At 74.2% G+C, this 23,295-nt stretch carries 20 protein-coding genes and 2 pseudogenes; 16 read left to right on the forward strand and 6 right to left on the reverse strand.

What is annotated here, in order from left to right:
- Nucleotides 1-50: 50 nt before the first annotated feature.
- Complete coding sequence (locus BJF88_RS07210; protein ID WP_075828312.1) at nt 51-1,004, reverse strand: SDR family oxidoreductase; 954 nt, start codon at nt 1,002-1,004, stop codon at nt 51-53.
- A 179-nt stretch (nt 1,005-1,183) separates the two neighbouring features.
- Between BJF88_RS07210 and BJF88_RS07215 the strand changes: the two genes are divergently transcribed.
- From BJF88_RS07215 to BJF88_RS07240, 6 genes and pseudogenes are all read left to right on the forward strand, one after another.
- Nucleotides 1,184-2,029, forward strand: coding sequence for a helix-turn-helix transcriptional regulator (locus tag BJF88_RS07215; RefSeq protein WP_075828313.1), 846 nt, complete (start codon nt 1,184-1,186; stop codon nt 2,027-2,029).
- 74 nt (nt 2,030-2,103) lie between these two features.
- Nucleotides 2,104-2,466, forward strand: coding sequence for an L-rhamnose mutarotase (locus BJF88_RS07220; protein WP_075828314.1), 363 nt, complete (start codon nt 2,104-2,106; stop codon nt 2,464-2,466).
- A 151-nt stretch (nt 2,467-2,617) separates the two neighbouring features.
- The gene (gene rhaI, locus BJF88_RS07225) at nt 2,618-3,796 is read left to right on the forward strand and encodes an L-rhamnose isomerase (RefSeq protein WP_075828315.1); all 1,179 of its coding nucleotides are present in this window, start codon (nt 2,618-2,620) and stop codon (nt 3,794-3,796) included.
- A gap of 1 nt (nt 3,797) precedes the next feature.
- Complete coding sequence (locus BJF88_RS07230) at nt 3,798-5,867, forward strand: bifunctional rhamnulose-1-phosphate aldolase/short-chain dehydrogenase (RefSeq protein ID WP_075828316.1); 2,070 nt, start codon at nt 3,798-3,800, stop codon at nt 5,865-5,867.
- Nucleotides 5,868-5,895: 28 nt separating this feature from the next.
- Nucleotides 5,896-7,296: a rhamnulokinase family protein gene (locus tag BJF88_RS07235; RefSeq protein WP_075828317.1), complete on the forward strand. Its 1,401-nt coding sequence runs from the start codon at nt 5,896-5,898 to the stop codon at nt 7,294-7,296.
- A pseudogene (locus BJF88_RS07240) lies at nt 7,293-8,536 on the forward strand (alpha-hydroxy-acid oxidizing protein). The gene BJF88_RS07235 and the pseudogene BJF88_RS07240 overlap by 4 nt, the downstream one beginning before the upstream one ends.
- A gap of 21 nt (nt 8,537-8,557) precedes the next feature.
- Here BJF88_RS07240 and BJF88_RS07245 read toward each other — a convergent pair.
- The gene (locus tag BJF88_RS07245; RefSeq protein ID WP_075828318.1) at nt 8,558-9,739 is read right to left on the reverse strand and encodes an MFS transporter; all 1,182 of its coding nucleotides are present in this window, start codon (nt 9,737-9,739) and stop codon (nt 8,558-8,560) included.
- A gap of 173 nt (nt 9,740-9,912) precedes the next feature.
- Between BJF88_RS07245 and BJF88_RS23260 the strand changes: the two are divergent.
- From BJF88_RS23260 to BJF88_RS07260, 4 genes and pseudogenes are all read left to right on the forward strand, one after another.
- Nucleotides 9,913-10,023: pseudogene (locus BJF88_RS23260) on the forward strand (helix-turn-helix domain-containing protein); the annotation flags it as partial.
- 71 nt (nt 10,024-10,094) lie between these two features.
- The gene (locus BJF88_RS21595) at nt 10,095-10,436 is read left to right on the forward strand and encodes a hypothetical protein (protein ID WP_255371846.1); all 342 of its coding nucleotides are present in this window, start codon (nt 10,095-10,097) and stop codon (nt 10,434-10,436) included.
- A gap of 471 nt (nt 10,437-10,907) precedes the next feature.
- Complete coding sequence (locus BJF88_RS21600; protein ID WP_255371842.1) at nt 10,908-11,135, forward strand: hypothetical protein; 228 nt, start codon at nt 10,908-10,910, stop codon at nt 11,133-11,135.
- A gap of 42 nt (nt 11,136-11,177) precedes the next feature.
- A complete protein-coding gene (locus BJF88_RS07260; RefSeq protein ID WP_075828328.1) occupies nt 11,178-12,113 on the forward strand; it encodes an SDR family NAD(P)-dependent oxidoreductase in 936 nt (311 codons plus the stop codon).
- A 14-nt stretch (nt 12,114-12,127) separates the two neighbouring features.
- Here BJF88_RS07260 and BJF88_RS07265 read toward each other — a convergent pair whose 3' ends face one another.
- Nucleotides 12,128-14,134 carry a SpoIIE family protein phosphatase gene (locus BJF88_RS07265; RefSeq protein WP_083648955.1) on the reverse strand — a complete coding sequence of 669 codons (2,007 nt, stop codon included), beginning with the start codon at nt 14,132-14,134 and terminating at the stop codon, nt 12,128-12,130.
- A gap of 236 nt (nt 14,135-14,370) precedes the next feature.
- Between BJF88_RS07265 and BJF88_RS07270 the strand changes: the two genes are divergently transcribed.
- Nucleotides 14,371-14,841, forward strand: a complete 471-nt coding sequence (locus BJF88_RS07270) for an ATP-binding protein (RefSeq protein ID WP_222843946.1) — start codon at nt 14,371-14,373, stop codon at nt 14,839-14,841.
- Between the two features lie 25 nt (nt 14,842-14,866).
- Here BJF88_RS07270 and BJF88_RS07275 read toward each other — a convergent pair whose 3' ends face one another.
- Nucleotides 14,867-15,793, reverse strand: coding sequence for a PhzF family phenazine biosynthesis protein (locus BJF88_RS07275; protein ID WP_255371843.1), 927 nt, complete (start codon nt 15,791-15,793; stop codon nt 14,867-14,869).
- 219 nt (nt 15,794-16,012) lie between these two features.
- Here BJF88_RS07275 and BJF88_RS21605 point away from each other — a divergent pair, with 219 nt between their 5' ends.
- The 5 genes from BJF88_RS21605 to BJF88_RS07300 all read left to right on the forward strand — a co-directional run bounded on the left by BJF88_RS21605 (nt 16,013) and on the right by BJF88_RS07300 (nt 21,852).
- Nucleotides 16,013-16,840 (forward strand): PA14 domain-containing protein, encoded by an 828-nt coding sequence (locus BJF88_RS21605; protein WP_075828319.1) that lies wholly within the window; start codon nt 16,013-16,015, stop codon nt 16,838-16,840.
- On the forward strand, nt 16,837-17,334 hold the full coding sequence (locus BJF88_RS21610) for a hypothetical protein (protein WP_075828320.1): 498 nt from the start codon (nt 16,837-16,839) through the stop codon (nt 17,332-17,334). Before BJF88_RS21605 ends, BJF88_RS21610 begins: the two co-directional genes overlap by 4 nt.
- Nucleotides 17,331-18,392 carry a CBM35 domain-containing protein gene (locus BJF88_RS21615; RefSeq protein WP_075828321.1) on the forward strand — a complete coding sequence of 354 codons (1,062 nt, stop codon included), beginning with the start codon at nt 17,331-17,333 and terminating at the stop codon, nt 18,390-18,392. Before BJF88_RS21610 ends, BJF88_RS21615 begins: the two co-directional genes overlap by 4 nt.
- On the forward strand, nt 18,389-19,300 hold the full coding sequence (locus tag BJF88_RS21620) for a DUF1080 domain-containing protein (protein ID WP_075828322.1): 912 nt from the start codon (nt 18,389-18,391) through the stop codon (nt 19,298-19,300). The genes BJF88_RS21615 and BJF88_RS21620 overlap by 4 nt, the downstream gene beginning before the upstream one ends.
- A 170-nt stretch (nt 19,301-19,470) precedes the next feature.
- Nucleotides 19,471-21,852 (forward strand): MMPL family transporter, encoded by a 2,382-nt coding sequence (locus tag BJF88_RS07300; protein ID WP_075828323.1) that lies wholly within the window; start codon nt 19,471-19,473, stop codon nt 21,850-21,852.
- Nucleotides 21,853-21,956: 104 nt separating this feature from the next.
- Here BJF88_RS07300 and BJF88_RS07305 read toward each other — a convergent pair whose 3' ends face one another.
- Nucleotides 21,957-22,463, reverse strand: a complete 507-nt coding sequence (locus BJF88_RS07305) for an FBP domain-containing protein (protein WP_075828324.1) — start codon at nt 22,461-22,463, stop codon at nt 21,957-21,959.
- 545 nt (nt 22,464-23,008) lie between these two features.
- On the reverse strand, nt 23,009-23,295 hold a 287-nt coding region (locus BJF88_RS19525), incomplete at its 5' end, for a VOC family protein (RefSeq protein WP_222843947.1).

A 23,295-nucleotide genomic window follows, 5' to 3' on the forward strand; every position in this document is an offset into this window, starting at 1 on the left:
GTCCCCGTCATCCTGCCGCACGTGGCGGAGCCGGCGGACCCCGCGTCCGCTCAGGGTGTACGGGCGGCCGTCGTGAACGACACGCCCGACAGCTCCGTGGAGACCCGCCAGACGCGGTCGGCCTCCGCGGGGTCGCGCAGCGGGCGGAACAGGCGCTGCTCCGCGGGGGCGCCGCCGAGGTTGCCGAGGCCGTCGGGGCCGTAGAGCGCGCCACCGCGGGCCCGCGGCGACGTGGCGGCGAACAGCGCCGGGAGCGCCGCACTCTCGGGGGTCCCGAGCAGGATCCCCGCGCGGGAGAGCCGCCGGATGAGCGCGTTCTGTGGGGTGTCGCGGTCCCGTCCGATCTCGGGCCGCGCCCCGAGAAGGCTCGTCGGGGCGACGCCGGGGTGAGAGGCGTTGCTCGTGATGCCCCAGCCGGCGGCCCGGCTGCGCCGGTCGAGCTCGAGCGCGAAGAGACCGAGGGCGATCTTGGACTGGCTGTAGGCGCGTCGTGCGTCGTACCGGGTCTCCCAGCTGATGTCGTCCCAGTGCATCGCTCCGCTGCGGGCGGCGATGCTGAGCTGGGAGGTGACCCGGGCTTCTCCTGCGGACAGCAGGGGCAGCAGGTGGGCGACGAGCGCGACGTGCCCGAGGTGGTTGGTGCCGAGCTGCAGCTCGAACCCGTCGTCGGTGGTCCGCCGCTGGGGCGGGACCATGACACCGGCGTTGTTGACGAGCACGTGGATCGGGCGGCCCTCCGCGCGCAGCTCGTCGCCCAGGGCGGCGACGGAGCCCAGGGACGCGAGGTCGAGGTCCTTGACCACGACGTGGGCGGTGGGGTGGGTGCGGCGGATCGTCGAGACCGCCGCCTCGCCCTTGGCGCGGTTGCGGACCGGGACGACGACCTCGGCCCCGGCGGCGGCGAGGCGCTGCACTATGCGGAGACCGATGCCGTCGCTGCCTCCGGTGACGAGGGCGCGCCGGCCGGAGAGGTCGGGCAGGTCGAGACGGGGTGTGCGGGGCATGGTGGTGCTCCTGTCATGAGGGGTGGACTCGTGCTGCCACGGTCACACCGCGTCGGTGGTGCATCCAGGGCCTGGCGATCCGCCCCTGACGGGCGCGCAGAGGGGGATCGGCAGACCGTGGCTCGCGCCGCGCGCACGCGGTAGGAAAGGAGCCGGACCGGCGGGGAGGACGTGGAGCGATGATCGACAGAGCAGGGCTCGCGGAGTTCCTCCGCTCCCGGCGGCGGGCGTTGCAGCCGGAGGACGTCGGCCTTCCCCGCGGGCAGCGTCGCCGGACGGCCGGGCTGCGCCGCGAGGAGGTCGCGGCGCTGTGCCACATGTCGACCGACTACTACGCGCGGTTGGAGCGCGAGCGTGGTCCCCACCCGTCCGCGCAGATGGTCGCGTCGATCGCGCAAGGGCTGCATCTCGGTCTCGACGAGCGCGACCACCTCTTCCGGCTCGCAGGCCACCAGCCGCCCCCGCGCGGAGCGGTGAGCGACCATGTCAGCCCGGGCCTGCTGCGCATCCTCGACCGGCTGACCGACACCGCCGCGGAGGTCGTGACGGAGCTGGGGGAGACGCTGCGGCAGACGTCCTTGAGCGTGGCCCTGACCGGCGACGCGACGCGGCACGTCGGCCCCGCCCGGAGCGTCGGCTTCCGGTGGTTCACCGAGCCGGCCACCCGAGCGCTGTACCCGCCGGACGACCACGAGCGCATGTCGCGCGTGTACGCCTCGCACCTGCGCCAGGTCGTCACCCTGCGCGGGCCCGGCTCGCGGGCGGCCCGCCTGGCCGACGTCGCCCTCGCGCGCAGCGAGGAGCTGCGCCGGCTGTGGGACACGCACGAGGTCGGCCACCGCCTCCAGCCCGAGGCGACGAAGCGGTTCCTCCATCCGGACGTCGGAGCGCTCGAGCTGCACTGCCAGACGCTGGTCGACCCGGAGCAGTCGCACCTGCTGCTCGTGTACACCGCGGTTCCGGGCAGCGAGAGCTACGAGAAGCTGCAGCTCCTGTCGGTCGTGGGCGCGCACGCGACCGCCTGACGTCTCGGAGCTAGGCTGCTGAACCGATTCATCCCTCGTGAGCGGCACCGACCGACACCACCCGGAGGCCACCGATGCCCGACCGCCGTCCCGCCCGCGTCTGCTTCACGTCCCAGGTGCGCCCCGACCGTCTCGACGCGTACCGCGCCGCGCACGCGGAGGTCTGGCCGGAGATGCTCGAGGCGCTGCGCGACGCCGGATGGCGCGACTACCGCCTCTTCCTGCGCCCCGACGGCCTGCTCGTCGGGTTCCTGGAGACCGACGACTACGCGGCCGCCCAGGAGGCCATGGCGCGCACGGCGGTCAACGCGCGCTGGCAGGCCGCGATGGGCGACTTCTTCGTCGACGGCGGGAACCCGGACGAGGGGTTCGTCGTGCTCGACGAGGTCTTCCACCTCGAGGCGCAGCTCGAGCGCGCGGGCCTGCCGACCGGCTGAGCGCGGACGGCGGTGGTGCGGCGGCGGTCTCCGCGGCCCTTGACCGCCGTCGCGCACACCCCTACGGTGAGCATTGAAACGATTCACGCGAGGATCCCGGCGCGGCCGCCGACGGTCCTGCACGGCTGCGCACGGGTGCGCGAGGAGGACCATGAGCGACCGCATCGAGGCGGCACGGGCCGCGCTCCGGCAGCAGACGATCGAGCTGCCGTCCTGGGCGTTCGGGAACTCGGGGACGCGGTTCAAGGTGTTCGCCCAGCCGGGCGTGCCGCGCGACCCGTACGAGAAGATCGCGGACGCGGCGCAGGTGCACCGCTACACCGGCGTCGCGCCGCGCGTGTCGCTGCACATCCCGTGGGACCTGGTCGACGACTACGCGGACCTGTCGCGTCACGCGGCGGAGCTCGGCGTGTCGATCGGCATGATCAACTCGAACCTGTTCCAGGACGACGACTACAAGCTGGGCTCGCTCACGCACCCGGACCCGGTCGTGCGCAAGAAGGCGGTCGCGCACCACCTCCAGTGCATCGACGTCATGGCGGCGACGGGCTCGCGCGAGCTCAAGCTGTGGCTCCCGGACGGCATCAACTACCCCGGCCAGGACTCGATCCGCGCGCGCCAGGACCGTCTCGCGGACTCCCTCGCGGAGGTCTACGCCGCGCTCACGGCCGCGCACCCGGAGAACCGGCTCGTGCTCGAGTACAAGTTCTTCGAGCCCGCGTTCTACGCGACCGACATCCCGGACTGGGGCACGTCGCTGCTGCACTGCCTCGCGCTGGGGGACCGGGCGAAGGTCGTGCTCGACACGGGCCACCACGCGCCCGGGACGAACATCGAGTTCATCGTCGCCCAGCTCCTGCGCCAGGGCCGGCTCGGGGCGTTCGACTTCAACTCGCGGTTCTACGCCGACGACGACCTCATGGCCGGCGCGGCGGACCCGTTCCAGCTCTTCCGGATCATGCACGAGATCGTCCAGGCCGGGGCGCTGGCCCCGGACAGCGGCGTGAACTTCATGCTCGACCAGTGCCACAACGTCGAGGCGAAGATCCCGGGCCAGATCCGGTCCGTGATGAACGTCCAGGAGGCGACGGCGAAGGCGCTGCTCGTGGACGTCGAGGCGCTCGAGGCCGCGCAGGTCTCCGGTGACGTCCTCACGGCGAACGGCGTCCTCATGGACGCGTACAGCACGGACGTGCGGCCGCTGCTCGCGGACCTGCGCACCGAGCAGGGCCTCGCGCCCGACCCGATGGCCGCGTTCGCGGCGTCGGGCTACACCGAGACGATCGTGGCCGAGCGTGTCGGTGGCACGCAGGCCGGATGGGGAGCCTGAGATGACCGGCACGACCACGTCGACCTCCGCGGCCGGGACGGTCGCCGACCTCGTCGCGCGCTCGAACCGGCTCGGCTCCGACCCGCGCGTGACGAACTACGCGGGCGGCAACACGTCCGCGAAGGGCACGGCGACGGATCCGGTGACGGGCGAGGACGTCGAGCTGCTGTGGGTCAAGGGCTCCGGCGGCGACCTCGGCACGCTGACCGAGAAGAACCTCGCGGTGCTGCGCCTCGACCGCCTGCGCGCGCTGACCGGCGTCTACCCGGGCGTCGAGCGCGAGGACGAGATGGTCGCGGCGTTCGACTACTGCCTGCACGGCAAGGGCGGCGCCGCGCCGTCGATCGACACGGCCATGCACGGCCTGGTCGACGCCGTGCACGTCGACCACCTGCACCCGGACGCGGGCATCGCCCTCGCGACCGCGGCCGACGGCGAGGCGCTGACCCGCGAGGTGTTCGGCGACGAGGTCGTGTGGGTGCCGTGGCGCCGGCCCGGCTTCCAGCTCGGGCTCGACATCGCCGCCATCAAGGCCGACAACCCGCAGGCGATCGGCTGCGTCCTCGGCGGGCACGGCATCACGGCCTGGGGCGACACCTCGGCCGAGGCCGAGGAGCGCTCGCTGCGGATCGTCCGCACGGCGGAGGAGTTCATCGCGCGCCGGACGGCGGAGCTCGCCGAGCACCCCTTCGGCGCCGTGCGCCCTGGCCACGAGGCCCTGCCCGAGGCCGAGCGCCGCGCCAAGGCCGCCGCGCTCGCGCCGACGATCCGCGGCCTGGCGTCGACCGACGCGCCGCAGGTCGGGCACTTCACGGACTCCGACGTCGTGCTCGACTTCCTGGCCCGCGAGAAGCTCGCGCTGCTCGCCGCGCTCGGCACGAGCTGCCCCGACCACTTCCTGCGCACCAAGGTCAGCCCGCTCGTCGTCGACGTCCCGGCCGACGCGTCGGTCGAGGACACGGTCGCGGCACTGCGCGAGGCGCACACGGCGTACCGCGAGGCGTACCGCGCGTACTACGACCGGCACGCGACGCCGGACAGCCCCGCGATCCGCGGCGCCGACCCGGCGGTCGTGCTCGTCCCGGGCGTCGGCATGTTCTCGTTCGGCCGGAACAAGCAGACCGCGCGCGTCGCGGGCGAGTTCTACGTCAACGCGATCAACGTGATGCGCGGCGCCGAGGCGATCAGCACGTACGCGCCCATCGAGGAGTCCGAGAAGTTCCGCATCGAGTACTGGGCGCTCGAGGAGGCCAAGCTCCGGCGGATGCCGGCGCCGAAGACGCTGGCGACGCGCGTCGCGCTCGTCACCGGCGGCGGGTCCGGCATCGGCAAGGCCATCGCGGAGCGGCTCGCCGCCGAGGGCGCGTGCGTCGTCGTCGCGGACCGCAACCTCGACGGGGCGCGCGAGGTCGCCGAGGCCCTCGGCGGGCCGGACGTCGCGGTCGCCGTGGGCGGGGACGTCACGTCGTCGTCCGACGTCGCCGCGATGGTCGACGCCGCGGCGCTCGCCTTCGGCGGGGTCGACCTCGTCGTCAACAACGCCGGCCTGTCGATCTCCAAGCCGCTGCTCGAGACGACCGAGGCGGACTGGGACCTCCAGCACGACGTCATGGCGAAGGGCTCGTTCCTCGTCGCGCGCGAGGCCGCGCGCGCGATGATCGCGCAGGGCATGGGCGGCGACATCGTCTACATCGCGTCGAAGAACTCGCTCTTCGCCGGCCCGAACAACATCGCCTACTCCGCGACGAAGGCGGACCAGGCGCACCAGGTGCGCCTGCTCGCGGCCGAGCTCGGCGAGCACCAGATCCGCGTCAACGGCGTCAACCCCGACGGGGTCGTGCGCGGCTCCGGGATCTTCGCCGGCGGCTGGGGCGCCCAGCGGGCGGCGGTCTACGGCGTGGAGGAGAAGGACCTGGGCGCGTTCTACGCCCAGCGCACGCTGCTCAAGCGCGAGGTGCTCCCCGAGCACGTCGCGGCCGCGGTCCTCGCCCTCACCGGGCCGGACCTCGTCCAGACCACCGGCCTGCACGTCCCCGTCGACTCGGGCGTGGCCGCGGCGTTCCTCCGGTGACGCGAGCCGGGACGTCGCCGCCGTCGACCTGGGCGCGACGAGCGGGCGGGTCATCGTCGGGCACGTCGACGGCGGCGCCCTGCGGCTGCGTCACGTCGCGCGCTTCGTCAACGAGCCCGTGCGCACGCGCGACGGCCTGCACTGGAACCTGCTCGAGCTGTACCGGCAGGTGCTCGACGGCGTCGCGGCGGCCGAGCGCGAGACGTCCGCGCAGCTCGCGAGCGTCGGCATCGACTCCTGGGCGGTCGACTACGGGCTGCTGCGCGACGGGCGCCTCCTCGGCGTGCCGTTCCACTACCGCGACGACCGCACGGCGGCCGGCGTGGAGCGGGTGCACGGGGTGCTCGGCCCCGAGAGGCTGTACGAGCGCAACGGTCTGCAGCACCTGCCGTTCAACACGGTCTTCCAGCTCGCCACGGAGGGCCCGGTCCTCGACCTCGCGGACCGGATGCTCCTCGTGCCGGACCTGCTCGCGTACTGGCTCACCGGCACCGAGGCGACGGAGCGCACGAACGCCTCGACCACGGGCCTGCTCGACCCGCGCACGGGCGAGTGGGACCTCGAGCTCGCGGAGCTCGTGGGCATCCCGGCGCGGGTCCTGGCCCCGCTCGTCGACCCCGGCACCGCGCTCGGGCGGATGGCGCCCGAGGTCGCCGCCGTCGTCGGACGGGACGTGCCCGTGGTCGCGGTGGGGTCCCACGACACGGCCTCCGCGGTCGTCGCGGTGCCGAGCACCGAGCCCGACGTCGCGTACGTCTCGTGCGGCACGTGGGGGCTCGTCGGTCTCGAGCTCGACGCCCCGGTGCTCACCCAGGAGTCGCGCGCCGCCGGGTTCACGAACGAGGGCGGCGTCGACGGCCGCACCCGCTTCCTGCACAACGTCATGGGCCTGTGGCTGCTCTCGGAGTCGATCCGCACGTGGGACCGCGGCGCGACGGCGTCCCAGCGCTCGAGCTCGCTCCAGGAGCTGCTGGGCGAGGCCGCCGCCGTCACGACCCCCGTCGCCGTGTTCGACGTCGACGACCCCCGGTTCCTGCCGCCCGGCGACATCCCCGCACGCATCGCCGACTGGTGCCGCGAGCACGACCAGCCTGTCCCCGCGACGCGCGGGGAGGTCGTCCGCAGCATCGTCGAGAGCCTCGCCCAGGGGTTCGCCGACGCCGTCCGCACCGCCGCCCGTCTCGCGGGCCGCAGGGTCTCCGCGATCCACGTCGTCGGCGGGGGAGCGCAGAACACGCTGCTCTGCCAGGCGACGGCCGACCGGTCCGGCCTGCCCGTGCTCGCCGGTCCCGTCGAGGCGACGGCGATCGGTAACGTGCTGGTCCAGGCCCGTGCCGCGGGCCTCGTCAGCGGCGGCCTCGACGACCTGCGCGCGCTCGTCGCCTCCTCCTTCGCCCCCGTCCGACTCGACCCCCGAGGTGACCGGTGACCGCCCGACAGCTCCCCGACCCGCGCGACCTCCTCGAGCTCGTGCGCCTGAAGAAGCCGCAGCTCGACCCGCTGCGCCGCCGCCTGGACGCCGCCCTGACCATCGAGGACCTGCGCGCGGTCGCGAGGCGCCGCACCCCGCGCGCGGCGTTCGAGTACACCGAGGCGCCGCGGAGAACGAGATCTCGCTCGCCCGCGCCCGCCAGGCGTTCCTCGACGTCGAGTTCCACCCGTCGATCCTGCGCGACGTCTCCACGGTCGACACGTCCACGACCGTGCTGGGCGGGCCGTCGGCGCTGCCGTTCGGCATCGCGCCGACCGGGTTCACGCGGCTCATGCAGACCGAGGGCGAGACCGCGGGCGCGGGCGCGGCGGGGGCGGCGGGCATCCCGTTCACGCTCTCGACGCTCGGCACGACGTCGATCGAGGGCGTCAGGGCCGCGAACCCGCACGGGCGCAACTGGTTCCAGCTCTACGTGATGCGGCAGCGCGAGATCTCCTTCGCGCTCGCGGAGCGCGCGGCCGCGGCCGGCTTCGACACGCTGATGTTCACCGTCGACACCCCGGTCGCCGGCGCGCGCCTGCGCGACAAGCGCAACGGCTTCTCCATCCCGCCGCAGCTGACGCTGCGCACGATCGCGGACGCGATCCCGCGGCCGTGGTGGTGGTTCGACTTCCTCACGACGCCCAAGCTCGAGTTCGCGTCGCTCACCTCCACGGGCGGCACGGTCGGCGAGCTCCTCGACTCCGCGATGGACCCGTCCATCGGCTTCGCGGACCTCGACGCCATCCGTGAGATCTGGCCCGGGAAGCTCGTCGTCAAGGGGGTGCAGAACGTCGAGGACGCGAAGCGCCTCGCCGGCCTCGGCGTCGACGGGATCGTCCTGTCCAACCACGGCGGCCGCCAGCTCGACCGGGCGCCCGTCCCGTTCCACCTCCTGCCGCGCGTCGTGCGCGAGGTCGGCGCGGACGTCGAGGTCATGGTCGACACGGGCATCATGAACGGCGCGGACGTCGTCGCGGCGTGCGCGCTCGGCGCCCGGTTCACGCTGATCGGCCGCGCGTACCTCTACGGCCTCATGGCGGGCGGCCGGGCCGGCGTCGACCGCACGATCCAGATCCTCACCGAGCAGGTCGAGCGCACCATGAAGCTGCTCCAGGTCACGAGCATCGCCGAGCTCGAGCCGCGGCACGTCACGCAGCTCGCGCGCCTCGTCCCGCTGGACGGCGCCCGGGCCTGACGTCGCGGTCGGGCCCCGCCGTCAGGCGTCGTGGCGGCGCGCGACGTGGAGCGTGGCGAGCGCGGACGCGAGCACCAGGAGGGCGAAGCCACCGAGCAGCGCGGCGCGGAGGCCGAACGCGGCGAGGAGGCCGCTGACGGCGATGACGCCCAGCGAGCTCGACGTGCGCAGGAGGGCGAACATCTCCGCGCGTCGACCGGGCGGGGCGAGGCGGTCGAGGACGAGGGAGTAGTACGTCCCCAGCATCGGGAGGAAGAGCCCGATGACGGTGGCACCGGCGAGGGTGAGCGCCAGGTGCCCGCCGGCGAGGGTCGCGCCGGACCCCGCGGTGGTGGCGGCGAGGAAGCCGACGACCCTCCGCCCGGACGGCATGCGGTTGCGGACGCTGACCCAGATCCCGCCGAGCACCGAGCCCGCGCACAGCGCGAGCGCGAAGAGGAAGGCCCAGGACGGCTCGAGCCCGAAGGACAGCGCGAAGGACACGGCTCCGACCTCCACCGCGGCGACTGCTCCTCCGGTCGCCCCCGCGCAGCACAGCCACACGAGCACCGCGCGCGGCACGCGCCGACGTGTCCGCGACGTCCCGCCGACCTCGAGGCCGTGAGCCTTGGGGATGCTCGGCATGAGGAGCATCGGCCCGACCCCGAGGACCGTGACCGCCGCCATGGCCCACACGGGGGACACCGAACCGACCACGGACGCGAGCACGGGAGCGAGCGCGAACGTGACCTCGTTCAGCGTCGCGGCCACGCCCAGCGCGCGCGGCAGGCTGCGCGGCTCGACGAGGTGGTTGAGCAGGAGCCGTTGGTACCCGTACGCGGCGCCGTTGACGGCGCCGGCGGCGAGCACGGCGACCACGAGCAGCGCGAACGGAGCCGTCGCCGCCGCCAGCACCGTCACGGCGGCGAGCGCGACGGTGCGGACCGCGATGAGCGCGCGCAGGAAGCGCACGCCGTTCCACCGGCGCCCCAGGCGCGAGACCGGGACGGCGCCGAGGACCTGGGCGGCCGTCATCGCGAGGACCAGGGCGGCGCCGGAGCTCGCCGTGCCGGTGAGGGGCAGGGCGACGAGCGCGAACGCGATCGGGGCGGCGGCCTGAGGCACGCCGAACATGCCGTACCCGGCCTGCCACCGCAGCACGTCGAGCCGGGCGCGGGACGTGCTCACCGCGGAGGCCGGCGCGGGCGCGCGGGTCGGTGCCAAGAGCGCCTCACCTCGTCTCGGGGACCAGCAGGTACGGTCGGGGCGACTGCCGGGCGTCGTCGGACGCCGGGGTGAGACGCCGGGGTGAGCAGTATATTGCTCACCCCATCGTGCACGTGACGACGAAGCGAGGGCATGTGGTCGAGCGGCTACGACCCGACGTGGCGGTGCTGGTGGGCCGGCGCATCCGCGCGGCCCGGACGAGCGCCGGCCTGAGCGTCACGAGGCTCGCCTCGCTCAGCGACGTCAGCCGGCGGATGCTCACCCAGATCGAGCTCGGGCAGGCGAACCCAGCCTCGCGACGGTCGACAAGGTCGCGTCCGCGCTCGGGACCACCTTCTCGGCCCTCGTCGGCGTGCTGGACGAGACCTCGCCGGACGGGGTCGAGATGTGGTCGACGCCGGCCGGGAGCTGGGCCTACCTCCTCAACGGTGTCGAGACGAGCCACACGTCGGTGGAGCTGTGGAAGTGGCACATCACCGGGAGCGACACCTACCGGTCGGCCCCGGCGGACGCCCCCGACTCGATGGTGACCGTCCTGCAGGGCGTGCTCCGTGCCACCTCGGCCGTCGCCGACCTGCGCGTCACGGAGGGCGCGTCGGCGACGCTCCCGAGCACGTCGCCCGTCACGTTCGGGACCGCCTCGGACGCCGTCGACTTCCTCTGGGTCGTCACCGTCCCGCGCCGGCCGGCGTAGGGCCGCGCGGGGCCGGCCGGCTCCCGCCGCCCACCGGCACCAGGAGGTGCGATGCTGGCCGGGTGCGCGTCGAGCCGGTGACCGAGCAGGTGCTCGTCGACCGGGTCGTCGGTCGCGTCCTCGCGCGGCCGGCGCCGGGGCACGCGCTGCGCGTCCTCGTCGACGGGCACCCGACGACGCACCCCGAGGCGCTCGCGGACGCGCTCGTCGACCCGCTGCGCGCTGCCGGCCGTCCGGTCGCCCGGATCCACGTGCACGACTTCTGCGCCCGGCGTCGCTGCGCCTCGAGCGCGGGCGCACCGACCCCGACGCGCTCCTCGACGAGCGCATCGACGTCGCGGGCCTGCGTCGCGAGGTGCTCGACGCGTCGGGCCCGGTGGGACCGGGCGCTACCTGCCGAGCCTGCGCGACCCCGTCACCGACCGCGCGACCCGGGCGCCGTACGCGACCGCGGAGCCGGGGCTCGTCGTCGTGCTCGACGGCTCGCTCGCGCTCGGTCGGGGACTGCCGCTCGACCTCACCGTGCACCTCGCGCTGCGTGCGGCGACGACCGAGCGCCGCACCGGGCCCGACGACGCGTGGACGCTCGCCGCGTACGCGCGGTACGCGGCCGAGACGGACCCCGAGCGGACGGCGGACGTCGTCGTGCGCCTCGACGACCCGCGCCACCCCGCCCTGGTCGACCGGGAGCGTCGCTAGGCCGGTGTGTCACGTCCCGACCTGCCGCGTGGTCGGGACGGCATGACCACCCTCCTCACCTCACCGTTCGACCGCCACGCCACCGCCGACGACGTCAGCGAGGGCGTCGACCTCACCGGCACGCGCGCGATCGTCACGGGCGCGGCGTCGGGCATCGGCGTCGAGACGGCGCGGACCCTGGCGCGCCGGGGCGCCGACGTCACCATCGCCGCGCGCCGGGTCGACGCCGCGACCCGCGTCGCCGAGCAGATCCGCGACGACACCGGCAACCCCCTGGTGCGCGCCGCGCCGCTCGAGCTCACCGACCGGCGCTCCGTCGCCGCGTTCGCCGACGCGTGGACGGGGCCCCTCCACCTGCTCGTCAACAACGCCGGGGTGATGATGATCCCGGAGCTCACCCGCGACGCCTCGGGGCACGAGATGCAGCTCGCGACCAACCACCTGGGGCACGTCGACCTGACCACCCGCCTGCACGGGGCGCTCGCGGCGGCCGGGGGCGCCCGGGTCGTCGTGCTCAGCTCGTCCGGCCACCTGTTCGGTCCCGTCGTCCACGACGACGTCGACTACCGCTTCCGGCCCTACGACCCGCTGAGCGCCTACGCGCAGTCCAAGACCGCCCAGGTCCTGTTCGCCGTCGGCGCCAGCAGCCGGTGGCACGAGGACGGGATCACCGTCAACGCGGTGAACCCCGGCGCGATCGCGACCGACCTGCAGCGCCATGTCGGCGGGCGTCTCTCCACTCCTCCCGAGCAGCGCAAGACGGTCCGGCAGGGCGCGGCGACCACGGTCTTCGCGGCCGTCTCGCCGTTGCTCGACGGCATCGGCGGACGCTACCTCGACGACTGCCAGGAGGCCCGGACCGTCGACGAGCGACCCGCGGACCCGCAGGCGCTCACCGGGAGCGTGGCGCGCTACGCGCTCGACCCCGAGGGGGCCGACAGGCTGTGGCAGCTCTCGCTCCGGCTCCTGGGCCGCTGAGCGCGCGGCCGGCGCTACGTGCGCACCACGAGGACGCAGAGGTCGTCCTCCTGGTGGTCCGTGCGCGCGGCGGCGAGCACGAGGTCGCGCACGCCGGCCGCGTCGAGGTCCTGTGGGGCCGCCTCGAGCGCCCGCACGACGGTCGCGATCCCGGCGCGCTGGTCCCGGGCACGGGACTCCACCAGACCGTCGGTGTACAGCACGACGACGGACCCCGCGGGGAGCTCGACCTCGTTCGACGTCACGTCGTCGAGGTCGGGCACGCCGACCGGTGTCGTCAGCGCGCCGTCGAGCACCGTCACGGCGCCGTCGGGGCGCAGCAGGAGCGGCGGCAGGTGGCCTGCCCGGGAGTACGCGAGCCGACGGGTCCCGTCGGGTGCGGCGGGCCCCAGGGACGCGAAGGCGCACGTCGCGATGTCGGCGAGCGCGAGCACCGTGACGAGGTGGTTCACGCGCGCGAGGACCGCGGCCGGGTCCTCGAGGTCCCAGGCGACCGCGCGCAGGACGGAGCGCAGCTGCCCCATCGACGCGGCCGCGTGCATGTCGTGCCCCACGACGTCGCCCACGACGAGCGCGACGGTGCCGTCCGGGCGCGCGAGGACGTCGAACCAGTCCCCACCCACGGAGGCGCTGGCCTGCTTCCCGTCCGAGGCGGGGCGGTACGTCACCGCGACGTCGAGGCCCTCCACGTCGTCGATCGTCGGGAGCATCCGCTCCTGCAGGGCGCGCGCCGCCTCGCGCTCGGCCGCGTAGAGCCGTGCGTTGTCGAGGATCAGCCCGAGGCGCTGGCCGAGGTCCTCGAGCATGACCGCGTCCTCGCCGTCGAACGCGCCGGCGTCGGGACTGATGACGGCGGCGACCCCGGTGATCGTGCCCCGCGCGCGCAGCGGGACCGTCATCGCCGAGCCGAGACCGAGCGCGTGCATCGCGTCGCGCTGGGCAGGGCTGGCGTACGAGGAGACCATCTCGGGCGTGATGTCGAACGGCTCGGAGTAGCTCGACCCGCCCGCGAGAGCGTCGACCGCCGCGAGCGAGCGGTCCGCCCAGCCGGCGTCCCGCGACAGCAGGCGCGCGGCGTCGCGCAGGGTGGGGTCGGTCGTCGCCACGTCGGACCGCGACCGGCCGCCCGGGAAGGTGATGAGCACCGCCCAGCCGCCGAACGTCGTCGCGAGCTCGCAGGCCGCCTCCTCGAGCTGGTCGTCCACGTCGAGGATCTGCGTGAGGCGCTGCGTGATGCCCATGGCGGCGCTCAGCCGTCGGTTCGACGACCGGGCGTCGTCGAGCTGGCGGTCGCGGACCTGCTCGCTCTCGACGCGCGCCGTCACGTCGGCCTGGACGCCGACGAAGTGCGTGACGTCGCCGCGCGCGTCCGTGATCGGGGAGATGACGAGCTGGTTCCAGAACGGCGTGCCGTCCTTGCGGTAGTTGAGGAGCGTCTCGCCGATCGTGGTCCGGGCGCGCAGGCCGTCCCGGACCCGGTCCACGGCTGCGAGGTCGGTGCCCGGGCCCTGGAGGAACCGGCAGTTGTGCCCGAGGACGTCCTCCTCGGTGTACCCGGTCGTCGCGGTGAACGCCGGGTTGACCCACACGAGCGGGACGTCGGGGAGCCGTGCGTCCGCGATCGTGAACGACAGGTCGCTCGCCAGGACGGCGCGACGCTCGAGCGTCCCGGCGCCGACCGGCTCGATCACGACGACGGCGAGGGTGCCGTCCCCGCCCGCCGGCCCGGTGCTGGTGAGCAGGCAGCGCACGGTGTCGGCGACGCCGTCGGGCGCGGCGGCGACCACGGGGATGCCCTCGGCCGGTCCCGTCGCCACCTTGCGCAGGTCGACCGGGGTGCCGTCGTCGGCGTGGCGCAGGTCCGCGGCGCGGGCCCAGTCGAGTGCGGGTGCCGGTGCGGACACCCCGTGGGCGAAGCGGCGGGCCCGCTCGTCCTGGTGCACGACGGCGTCGCGCGTCAGGTCGAGGACCAGCACCGCCCCGGCGGGCGGGACCGGCTCGACGTCTCGGCGATCGCTCACGCTCGTGGTTCTCCGTCCTCCCGGTCGCACGCCCGGACCGTCTCCATCGTTGCCGCAGCAGGGCCCGGCGTCGAATCCGGCCGACGACGACGTCGCGGCGCGGGGCCGCGCGCGGTCGTCGGGTGTCGCGGTTGCGGGTGCGGTCCGACGGTCCGCGTGCCAGTCTCGTACGGGCCGGTCCACGCCCGGTCCCGTCTTGCAGCAGGCCGCCACCGCGGCCGTGAAGGAGAGCGCCCGTGACCCCGTCCGAGGACGTCTCGATCGACGTGCCTGCCACCGATGCCGGGCTGCCCTTCTCGCGACCGCCCGAGCGCTTCCACCCCGTCGAGCAGTGGTCGCTCGACGGGGTCGAGGAGCTGAGCGCCCTGCGCTCCGGACTCGGAGCGATCCTGCGCACGGGGACCGCGGCGCCGGACGAGGGGCTCGGCGCGACGCCCGAGAAGCTCGTGCTCGTGGCGTCCGAGCTCGCGACGAACGCGCTCGAGCACGGCCACCCGCCGACCATCGTGCGCCTCATGCGGGACCACTCGTGCTGGCTGCTCGAGGTCGCGGACCACGACCGCGGGTCGGCACCGGTCTACGCGGGCGAGCGCATCCCCGGCGCGGGCGGCCTGGGGCTCCACCTCGCGCGCACGCTGTCGCTCGACGTCGGCTGGTACTCGACGGAGGAGACCAAGAACATCTGGGTGACCTTCCCGATCGACTGACGGTGCCGCGCGGGGCCCTGCCGTCTCAGAGGCGCACCGTGCCCGCGACGACCGTCACGCTGTCCCCGCCGACCCACACGGTGCCCGCGGCGTCGCGCGCGACGTGCACGCGCCCCGCCCGGCCGAGCGCGGCGCCCTGCGCGGCGACGTACCGCCCGGGCAGCCGCCCGTCGCCCGTCAGCCACTGACCGACGACCGCCTGGAGGCTCCCCGTCACGGGATCCTCCGGGATCCCCATGCCGAGCGCGAAACCGCGCACCTCGACGGCGGCACCGTCCGGTCCCGGCGTGCCGTCCGGGTAGAGACCGGCGACGCCGACGGAGAGGTCGGGGTGCGAGACGCGCAGCCTCGTGAAGTCGGGGGAGATGCCCGCGACCCGCTCCGCGGAGTCGAGCAGCAGGACGCGCCAGCCGGGACCGTTGTCGAGCAGGCGGTGGTCGAGGACCGCGTCCGCGGGCACGCCGAGCGCGGCGACGACCGCCTCCAGCTCGTCCGCGTCGAGCGGGGTCTCGGTGATCGGGTCGGGAGCCGCGAACGTGAGCCGGGAGCCGTCGCCCTCACGGCGGATCCGCACGAGCCCGACGCCGCACTCCTGCACGACGACCCCGTCCTCGCGCGACGCCCCGCCGGCCTGGAGCCAGGCGTGGCAGGACCCCAGGGTGGGGTGCCCGGCGAACGGCAGCTCTCCCGCGGGGGTGAAGATGCGCAGCCGGTAGTCGGCGCCGTCCGCCGCGCCCTGCTCCGTGGGCGGCAGGACGAAGGTCGTCTCGGAGAGGTTGGTCCAGCGCGCGAACGCGGCCATCTGCGCCTCGTCGAGGCCCTCGCCGTCGAGCACGACGGCGACCGGGTTGCCCCGCGTCGCGGTGCGGGTGAAGACGTCCACCTGGGCGAACGGACGGGCCTCCGGCCGTGTCATGCTGGCCGGGCTGGTCTCGGCGTGCCGCGCGCTCATGGGGCGACGATAGCCACCGCCGCCGGGCCGCGCGTCCCGCATGCCACTTTTGTCGGGCGCCGATCCGAAGTTGTAGACATCGCGGCACAACCGCGGTTAGCCTGTCCAGCGTTGTCAGTCGACGGGGACGGCAGGGGCATCCTCTCGACGCGGTGAACGATCAAGGGAGCAAGGATGCTCGTACGTACCCCACGCCCGCCCAGCGACCCGAGGCGATCCGTGACCAGGCGCCGCGGCATCGCCGCCGTGACGCTCGGCGCCGTCGTCGCCGTCGGTGGCTGGGCCGTCCCCGCGGCCGCGGACCTCCCCGAGCAGGAGCCCGGTGTCACGCTGCGCACCTTCCAGCTCGCTCAGGGCCAGGACGCGATCTGCACGCTCAAGTCCGGCCAGACCCCCAACGTCGACAAGCTCATGCCCACGATCAGCTGGGACACCGCGGAGCAGTTCGGCGCGGAGGACAACTTCGTCTCGCACGTGATCGCGAACCTCGCGGTGCCCACCGACGGGGAGTACACGTTCCGGCTCACGAGCGACGACGGCTCGCGGCTGAGCATCGACGACCAGCTCGTCGTCGACCACGACGGTCTGCACGGCGCCGAGCCCAAGGAGGGCACGACGACGCTCACGGCGGGCACGCACGCGCTGTTCGTCGAGTTCTTCGAGGCCGGCGGCGGCCAGGAGCTCCACCTCGAGTGGAAGGCGCCCGGCAGCTCGACCTTCGAGCTGGTCCCGGAGTCGGCGCTCAGCACCGAGGCGGGCGTCGTGCGCGTCACCGCCCCGGGCTACAAGTACTGCGAGGGCGACACCGACTCCGCGGGCGACGGACTGCGCCTCGACTCGGTGAACCCGAACTACGAGCTCGTCGACCTGCGCCCCGAGGGCTTCGAGCCCAAGGTCTCCGGCCTCGCGTTCACCCCGGACGAGCAGCTCGCCGTCGTCACGACGGGCGAGGTCAGCTCCGGCGGCTGGCGCCCGGACCCCACGTCGGGCGAGGTCTACTTCCTCGACGTGCCGTCGAGGCCGACGGCCCCGAGGACGTCACGGTGACGAAGGTCGCCGACGAGCTCCTCAACCCCATGGGCATCCAGGTCATCGAGGACTCGATCTTCGTCTCGGAGCGGTACCAGCTCACGCAGCTCACCGACCCCGACGGCGACGGGTTCTACGACGTCCACACGAAGATCGCGGAGTGGCCCGACGGCGGCAACTTCCACGAGTTCGCGTTCGGCCTCGTCCACGACGAGGACTACTTCTACGTCAACCTGTCCGTCGCCATCGACAACGGCGGCGCGACGACGAACCCGCAGCCGGGCGAGAACCGCGGCACGTCGATCAAGATCGACCGCGAGACCGGCGAGGTCACGTACGTCGCGGGCGGCCTGCGCACCCCCAACGGCATCGGCTTCGGTCCCGAGGGCGACCTGTTCGCCACGGACAACCAGGCGCGTGGCTCCCGGCCAACAAGCTCATCCACATCCAGCCGGACCACTTCTACAACCACTACACGAACCCGGCCGGTCCGTTCGACGACCAGCCGGTGAGCCAGCCGGCCCTGTGGCTGCCGCAGAACGAGATCGCCAACTCCCCGGGCAACCCGATCCTCGTCGAGGACGGCGAGTTCGCGGGGCAGATGCTCCTCGGCGACGTCACCTACGGCGGCATCCAGCGCGCGTTCCTCGAGAAGGTCGACGGCGAGTACCAGGGCGCGGTCTTCCGCCACACCGCGGGCCTCGAGGTCGGCGCCAACCGCATCCTCTACGGCCCCGACGGCGCGCTGTACGTCGGCGGCACCGGTGAGGGCGGCAACTGGGGCGAGTCCGGCAAGCTCCGGTACGGCCTGCAGAAGCTCGTCCCCGTGGCCGAGGACTCCTTCGACATGAAGGAGATGCGGCTCGTCGAGGGCGGCTTCGAGATCGAGTACACCGACCCCGTCTCCGACGAGGTCGTCGCGAACCTGGCCGACGCCTACCAGCTCAAGCAGTGGACCTACGTGCCGACGCAGCAGTACGGCGGCCCGAAGGTCGACGAGCAGCCGCTGTTCGTCACGGACGCCACCGTGTCCGAGGACCGCACCACCGTGACCCTCACGGTCGACGGCCTCAAGCCCGGCTACGTGGTGCACCTGCGCTCGCCGCGTCCGTTCGCCTCCACGGGTGGTGCGGAGCTCCTCAGCACCGAGGCGTGGTACACGATGAACTCGGTCCCGGGCTACGTCGCCCCCGCCGAGCGCGGATGGTACGAGGCCGAGACGGCGCAGCCGCTCGGCGCGTCGACCATCGCGTTCGACCACAGCAACTACTCCGGCTCCGGCTTCGCCGCGAACATGCAGGCCACCGGCAGCGGCCGGCAGTTCTCCGTGGACGTCGACGAGGCGGGCACGTACCCGATCCACCTGCGCTACGCGAACGGCATCCACCCGTTCCCGGAGCTGCGCGACAAGGACGTGTCCCTCTACGTCAACGGCGAGAAGATCGGGCCGTGGACGCTGCCCACGACCGGCGACTGGAAGACGTGGGGCACCGCCACGCGTGACGTCGAGCTCCAGGCCGGCGTCAACACCATCGCGTCCAGCAGGACGAGGGCGACGAGGGCAACGTGAACCTCGACGTGCTGTCCGTCGGCGACACGACGGACATCTGCACCCCGGCCGACGTCGAGGACGGCTACACCGCCCTCTTCGACGGCACGCTCGAGAGCCTCAACGAGGGCTGGCGCATGGCCGGTCCGGGTGGCTTCGGCCGCCAGGACGACTGCACCATCCGCGGCGAGGGCGGCATGGGCCTGCTCTGGTACACCCAGGAGGAGCTGGGCGACGCGTACTCGCTCAAGCTCGACTGGAAGCTCGTCAAGGACGACAACGGCGGCGTCTTCGTCGGGTTCCCGAACCCGGGCGACGACCCGTGGGTCGCCGTGAACCAGGGCTACGAGATCCAGATCGACGCCACGGACGCCGACGACCGCACGACCGGTGCGATCTACACGTTCCAGGGCGCCGACCTCGACGCCGTGGACGAGGCGCTCAACCCGGTCGGGCAGTGGAACGCGTACGACATCCGCGTCGAGGGAGACCGCATCCGGATCTACCTCAACGACGTGCTCGTCAACGACTTCACGAGCACCGACCCGGCGCGCGACCTGTCGAGCGGGTTCATCGGCATCCAGAACCACGGCGCGGGCGAGGCGGTCTCGTACCGCAACATCCGGGTCAAGGACCTCACGGCGGCCGAGGAGCTGGCCGTCGACGCGACGGTCCAGGTGCGGTGCCTCGCCGGCAAGGCGTACGTCGCGGTCCGCGCGACCAACGCCGACACGGTGCCGGCCGACGTCACGCTCACCACGCCGTTCGGCGAGAAGGTGGTCGAGGGCGTCGAGCCCGGGAAGTCGGCCTACCAGGCGTTCCCCGCGCGGGCGACGTCGGTGGACGCCGGAGCGGCCCAGGTGACCGCGTCCGGTGACGGTCGGACGGCGGCGCTCGAGCTGCCGTACGACGCGACCAGCTGCGGCTGACGTCCGCACCAGGGGGCCTCGCGCCCGGCGTCCGCGCCGGGTGCGGGGCCCCCGACGTCCGTGGACGGGAGCGGTGGTCCGACGACGCTCCCGCCAGGACGTAGGCTCACCTGGTTCCGCGACCGGTCCGCACGGGCCGGTCGCGCACCTCGACGAGGAGGACGTCACCGATGCTGGAACGGCTCGGCCGCGCCGTGGCCCGACGACGCGTGGTCGTGCTCGCCCTCTGGCTGGCCCTGACGCTCGCCGGGGCGGTGCTCGGCGGCGCGGTGTTCGACCGCACGCAGGACGTCCCCGACGCCCCGCCCGGCAGCGAGGCCGAGCTCGCCGCGCGCTGGCACGACGAGCTGGCCACGCCGCCGGGCGAGGGCCCCGGGGGCGAGATCGTGTCCGCGGTGATCGCCGGACGCGACTTCTTCGACCCCGGCCTCGTCGAGGACGCGACCGCGGTCATGATCGAGGTCCGGGCGATGCCCGGCGTCGTCGAGGTCTACGACGCGTACACCGCCGGAGGACTCATCGGTGACGACGGGCAGAGCTCGCTCGTCACCGTCGAGCTGGACCCCGCCCTGGACGACGACGCGGCGCTCGCCACCGCCCACCGCGTCGCCGACGCGTTGCGCACCGTGGCCGCGCCCGAGGTGCTCGTCGGCGGCGAGCTGCTCGCCGAGGAAGCGTTCGTCGAGCGTGCCGTGACCGACGCCGCCGTCGGCGAGGGCATCGCGGTCGCCGTGCTGCTCGTGCTCCTCGTCGTCGTCCTCGGGGGTCTGCGCGCCGGGCTGGTGCCGGTGCTCGCCGCGCTCGGCACCATCGCGGCCGCGCTGCTCGCCCTCACGGGCCTGCTCGGCGTCGTGCCGGTCAACGAGTTCGCGGTCAACGTCGTCACACTGCTCGGGCTCGGCCTCTCCGTCGACTACGGCCTCCTCGTCGTCGCGCGGTTCCGCGAGGAGCGCGAGCGCACGCCCGGCGCCCCGGTCGAGGAGGTCCTGGGCCGCGCCGTCGCCGGTGCGGGCCGGGCCGTGCTCGTGTCCGGGCTCGCGGTGGGCATCGCGCTCGCGGGCCTGCTGCTCCTCGGCGACCCGCTCCTGTCCGGGATGGCCGTCGGCGGCGCCGTCGTCGTGCTCCTCGCGACCCTCGCCGGGCTCACGCTCGTGCCCGCGCTCGTCGCCGTGTGGCACCGGCACGTCCCGGCGGCCGGGACGCGGACCTGGTCCCGGCCCTGGACGCGGCCCGCGGCGGGCGCGGCACCGCCCGGGCTGCTCGGCCGGCTCGCCCGCGTCGCCCAGCGGCACGCCGGCGTCGTCGCCGTCGCGGCCACCGGCGTCCTGCTCGTCCTCGCCGCGCCGCTCGGCTCCCTCACCCTCGGCAGCTCCGAGGTCCGGTCCCTGCCCGTCGACGCCGAGGAACGGCGCGCGTACGAGGCGCTCACCACCGGCTTCAGCGACCTCGGCATCGAGCCCGTCGTCGTCATCGTCGACGCGCCCGTGGAGGACGAACGCGTCCAGGCGTTCCTCGACGAGGCGGCCGCCCTGCCCGGGGTCGCCGACGCCGGGCTCGACCTCGACGTCGTCGCGACCGACACCACCGTCGTCGAGCTCGAGCCCGAGGGCGAGGCGACCGGCGCCCAGGCCCAGCAGATCGTGCGCGACGTCCGCGAGCTCCGGGAAGCGCACTTCGGCACCGGGGCCGACGGGACGAGCGGCGACCCCCGCACCGACGACGGCCAGGTCGTCGTGCAGGTCGCCGGGCCCGCCGCCGACGTCGTCGACACCCAGGACCAGCTCCTCGACCGCCTCCCGCTCGCGCTCGGCGTCGTCGTCGCCGCGACGTTCCTCCTGCTCCTCGCGCTCACCCGGTCCGTCGTCGTGCCGGTCAAGGCGCTCCTGCTCAACCTCCTCACCATCGGCGCCACGCTCGGCGTGCTCACCGCCCTGTTCGCCTGGGGCTGGGGCGAGAGCCTGCTCGGCTTCGAGTCCTGGGGCGCGCTCGACGTCACCACGCCGCTCCTGCTGTGCCTGCTCGTGTTCGGGCTGTCGATGGACTACGAGGTCTTCCTCCTCGCCCGCATCGCCGAGGAGTGGCGGCAGCGCGACCCCGACGAGGACCCACGCCTCGCCAACGACCGCGCCGTCCTGCGCGGCATCACCGTCACCGGGCCTGTCGTCACCACCGCCGCCGTCGCCATCACCGTCGTGTTCCTCGGCTTCGCCATCGGCGACCTCGTCGCCATGAAGGAGGTCGGCATCGGGATGGCCGTCGCCGTCCTGCTCGACGTCACCGTCGTACGCGGGCTGCTGCTGCCCGCGACGATGCGGTTGCTGGGGCGGTGGAACTGGTGGCCCGGCGGTCGCAGGTCCTCGTCGGCCGGTGGTGCCTCGGGGCCGGGTGGCGTCGCGGGGTCGGGTCCGGTCGACGGCTCCGCGGGGGCGGGGCGGGTCTACCATCCGGCCGCTCGTTCCTCGCGGCCTCCCGCCAGCCCCGCCACGACCCGCCCCACCCCCGCGGAACCCTCGCCCTCCGTGTCCGCGTCGCCTCCGTCGTCCGCGGGGTAGAGCCCGGGCCGGCGAGGGCAGCGGTCGGCGAGATAGAGCTTGCCGGTGCCGAGGTAGAGCCCTGGGGGCTCTACCTCGGCGCCGGAGGCTCTACTTCGTGGCGGTCAGGCGTCGCGGAGGACCTCGGTGACGAAGCGGGAGGAGCGGTCACGGAGGCCGTCGATGCGGAGCTCGACGATCGTGTCGCGCATCGAGTCGTCGTCGCCGAGCTCGGTGCGGGTCGGGGTGCGGCGCACGTTCGCCGAGCAGCGGAAGTCGGTGCAGATCAGCGTGCCGACGGTGTTGCCGCGGCGGCCGGACGCCCCGGCGCGGCGCGCGACGTAGAGGCTGACGTCCTCGGTCACGACGACGTCCTCGCACCACGCGCACAGGGCGCGCCGACGTCGCCCGCCCGACTTCGCGTCGGTGGAGCGCAGCAGGACGCCGACGGGCTCGCCGTCCACCGGGACGACGGCGTACGCCGACAGCGGGGCCTTGCGGTCGCGCCACCCGAGGTAGTCGAGGCGGTCCCAGTCGAGCGCCTCGAGGTCGGGGAGCGTCGCCTGGGCGGCCTCGCGGCGCGAGGCGTTGACGAAGGACGCGCGGATCTGCTTCTCGGTCAGGGGATTCATGGTTCTGCTTCCGGGGGTCGGTCGAGGCCGCCGACCGACGCGGGACGACGTGCGCGGCGTCGCCGGCGGGCGCCGTCGGGCCTGCGGTGCAGGCCCCGGGCACGGGTGCACGACGGCGCGCGCTGGCCCGGGGGACCGGTGGCAGAGCCACGGGTCGTGAGGGCTGCGGCGCGACGGGGGCGGCGTGGCGGACGGGTGCCGCGGCCCGTCGACGACTCCGCCGGGGCCGCGGTCAGCGGTCGGCGATGCGGGACGGTGCGCGGCGCGCGGGGTCGCCCGAGCAGGCCGTGACGGCCACCTCGCACCCTGCGGCGACGCACTGCATCCGCTGTCTCCTCGTTCCCGGACCGTCCGGCGAGCGCTAGCTCGCGACGGGTGGCCGACGTGTCGACCGACCGCACCATGGTGCCCCCGAAAGGCGTGCAGGTCCACCGAGATCGCCGCCACCGCCCGCTCGACCCGCCCGCGCGACCCGCCCGCACGACCCGGTACGGCCACCGCTCCGGCGTCGTCTGAGGCCGGGCCGGTGCGCACGTCGTGGCGCGTCAGGACCGCGTGCCGCCCAGGCGGACGAGGATGACGTGGTGGCCGTCGGGGTCGTGCACGTGCGCGGAACGGTCGCCCGACGCGGCGTCGGTGTCCGGTCCCTCGAACGGCTCGACGCCGAGCCCGGCCAGGCGGTCGAGCGTCGCGTCGACGTGGTCCACGTAGAGCACCAGGTCGGGCAGGCCGTGCCGGTCGGGCGGGGCCGCGCCGTCGGGCAGCGGGACGAGCCAGAGGCCGGGCTCGTCGACGCGCCCGGACCGACGTGCAGGAGCGGGAAGCCGCTGGT

It is taken from the genome of Cellulosimicrobium sp. CUA-896, from assembly GCF_001942335.1.
Lineage (GTDB): Bacteria > Actinomycetota > Actinomycetes > Actinomycetales > Cellulomonadaceae > Cellulosimicrobium.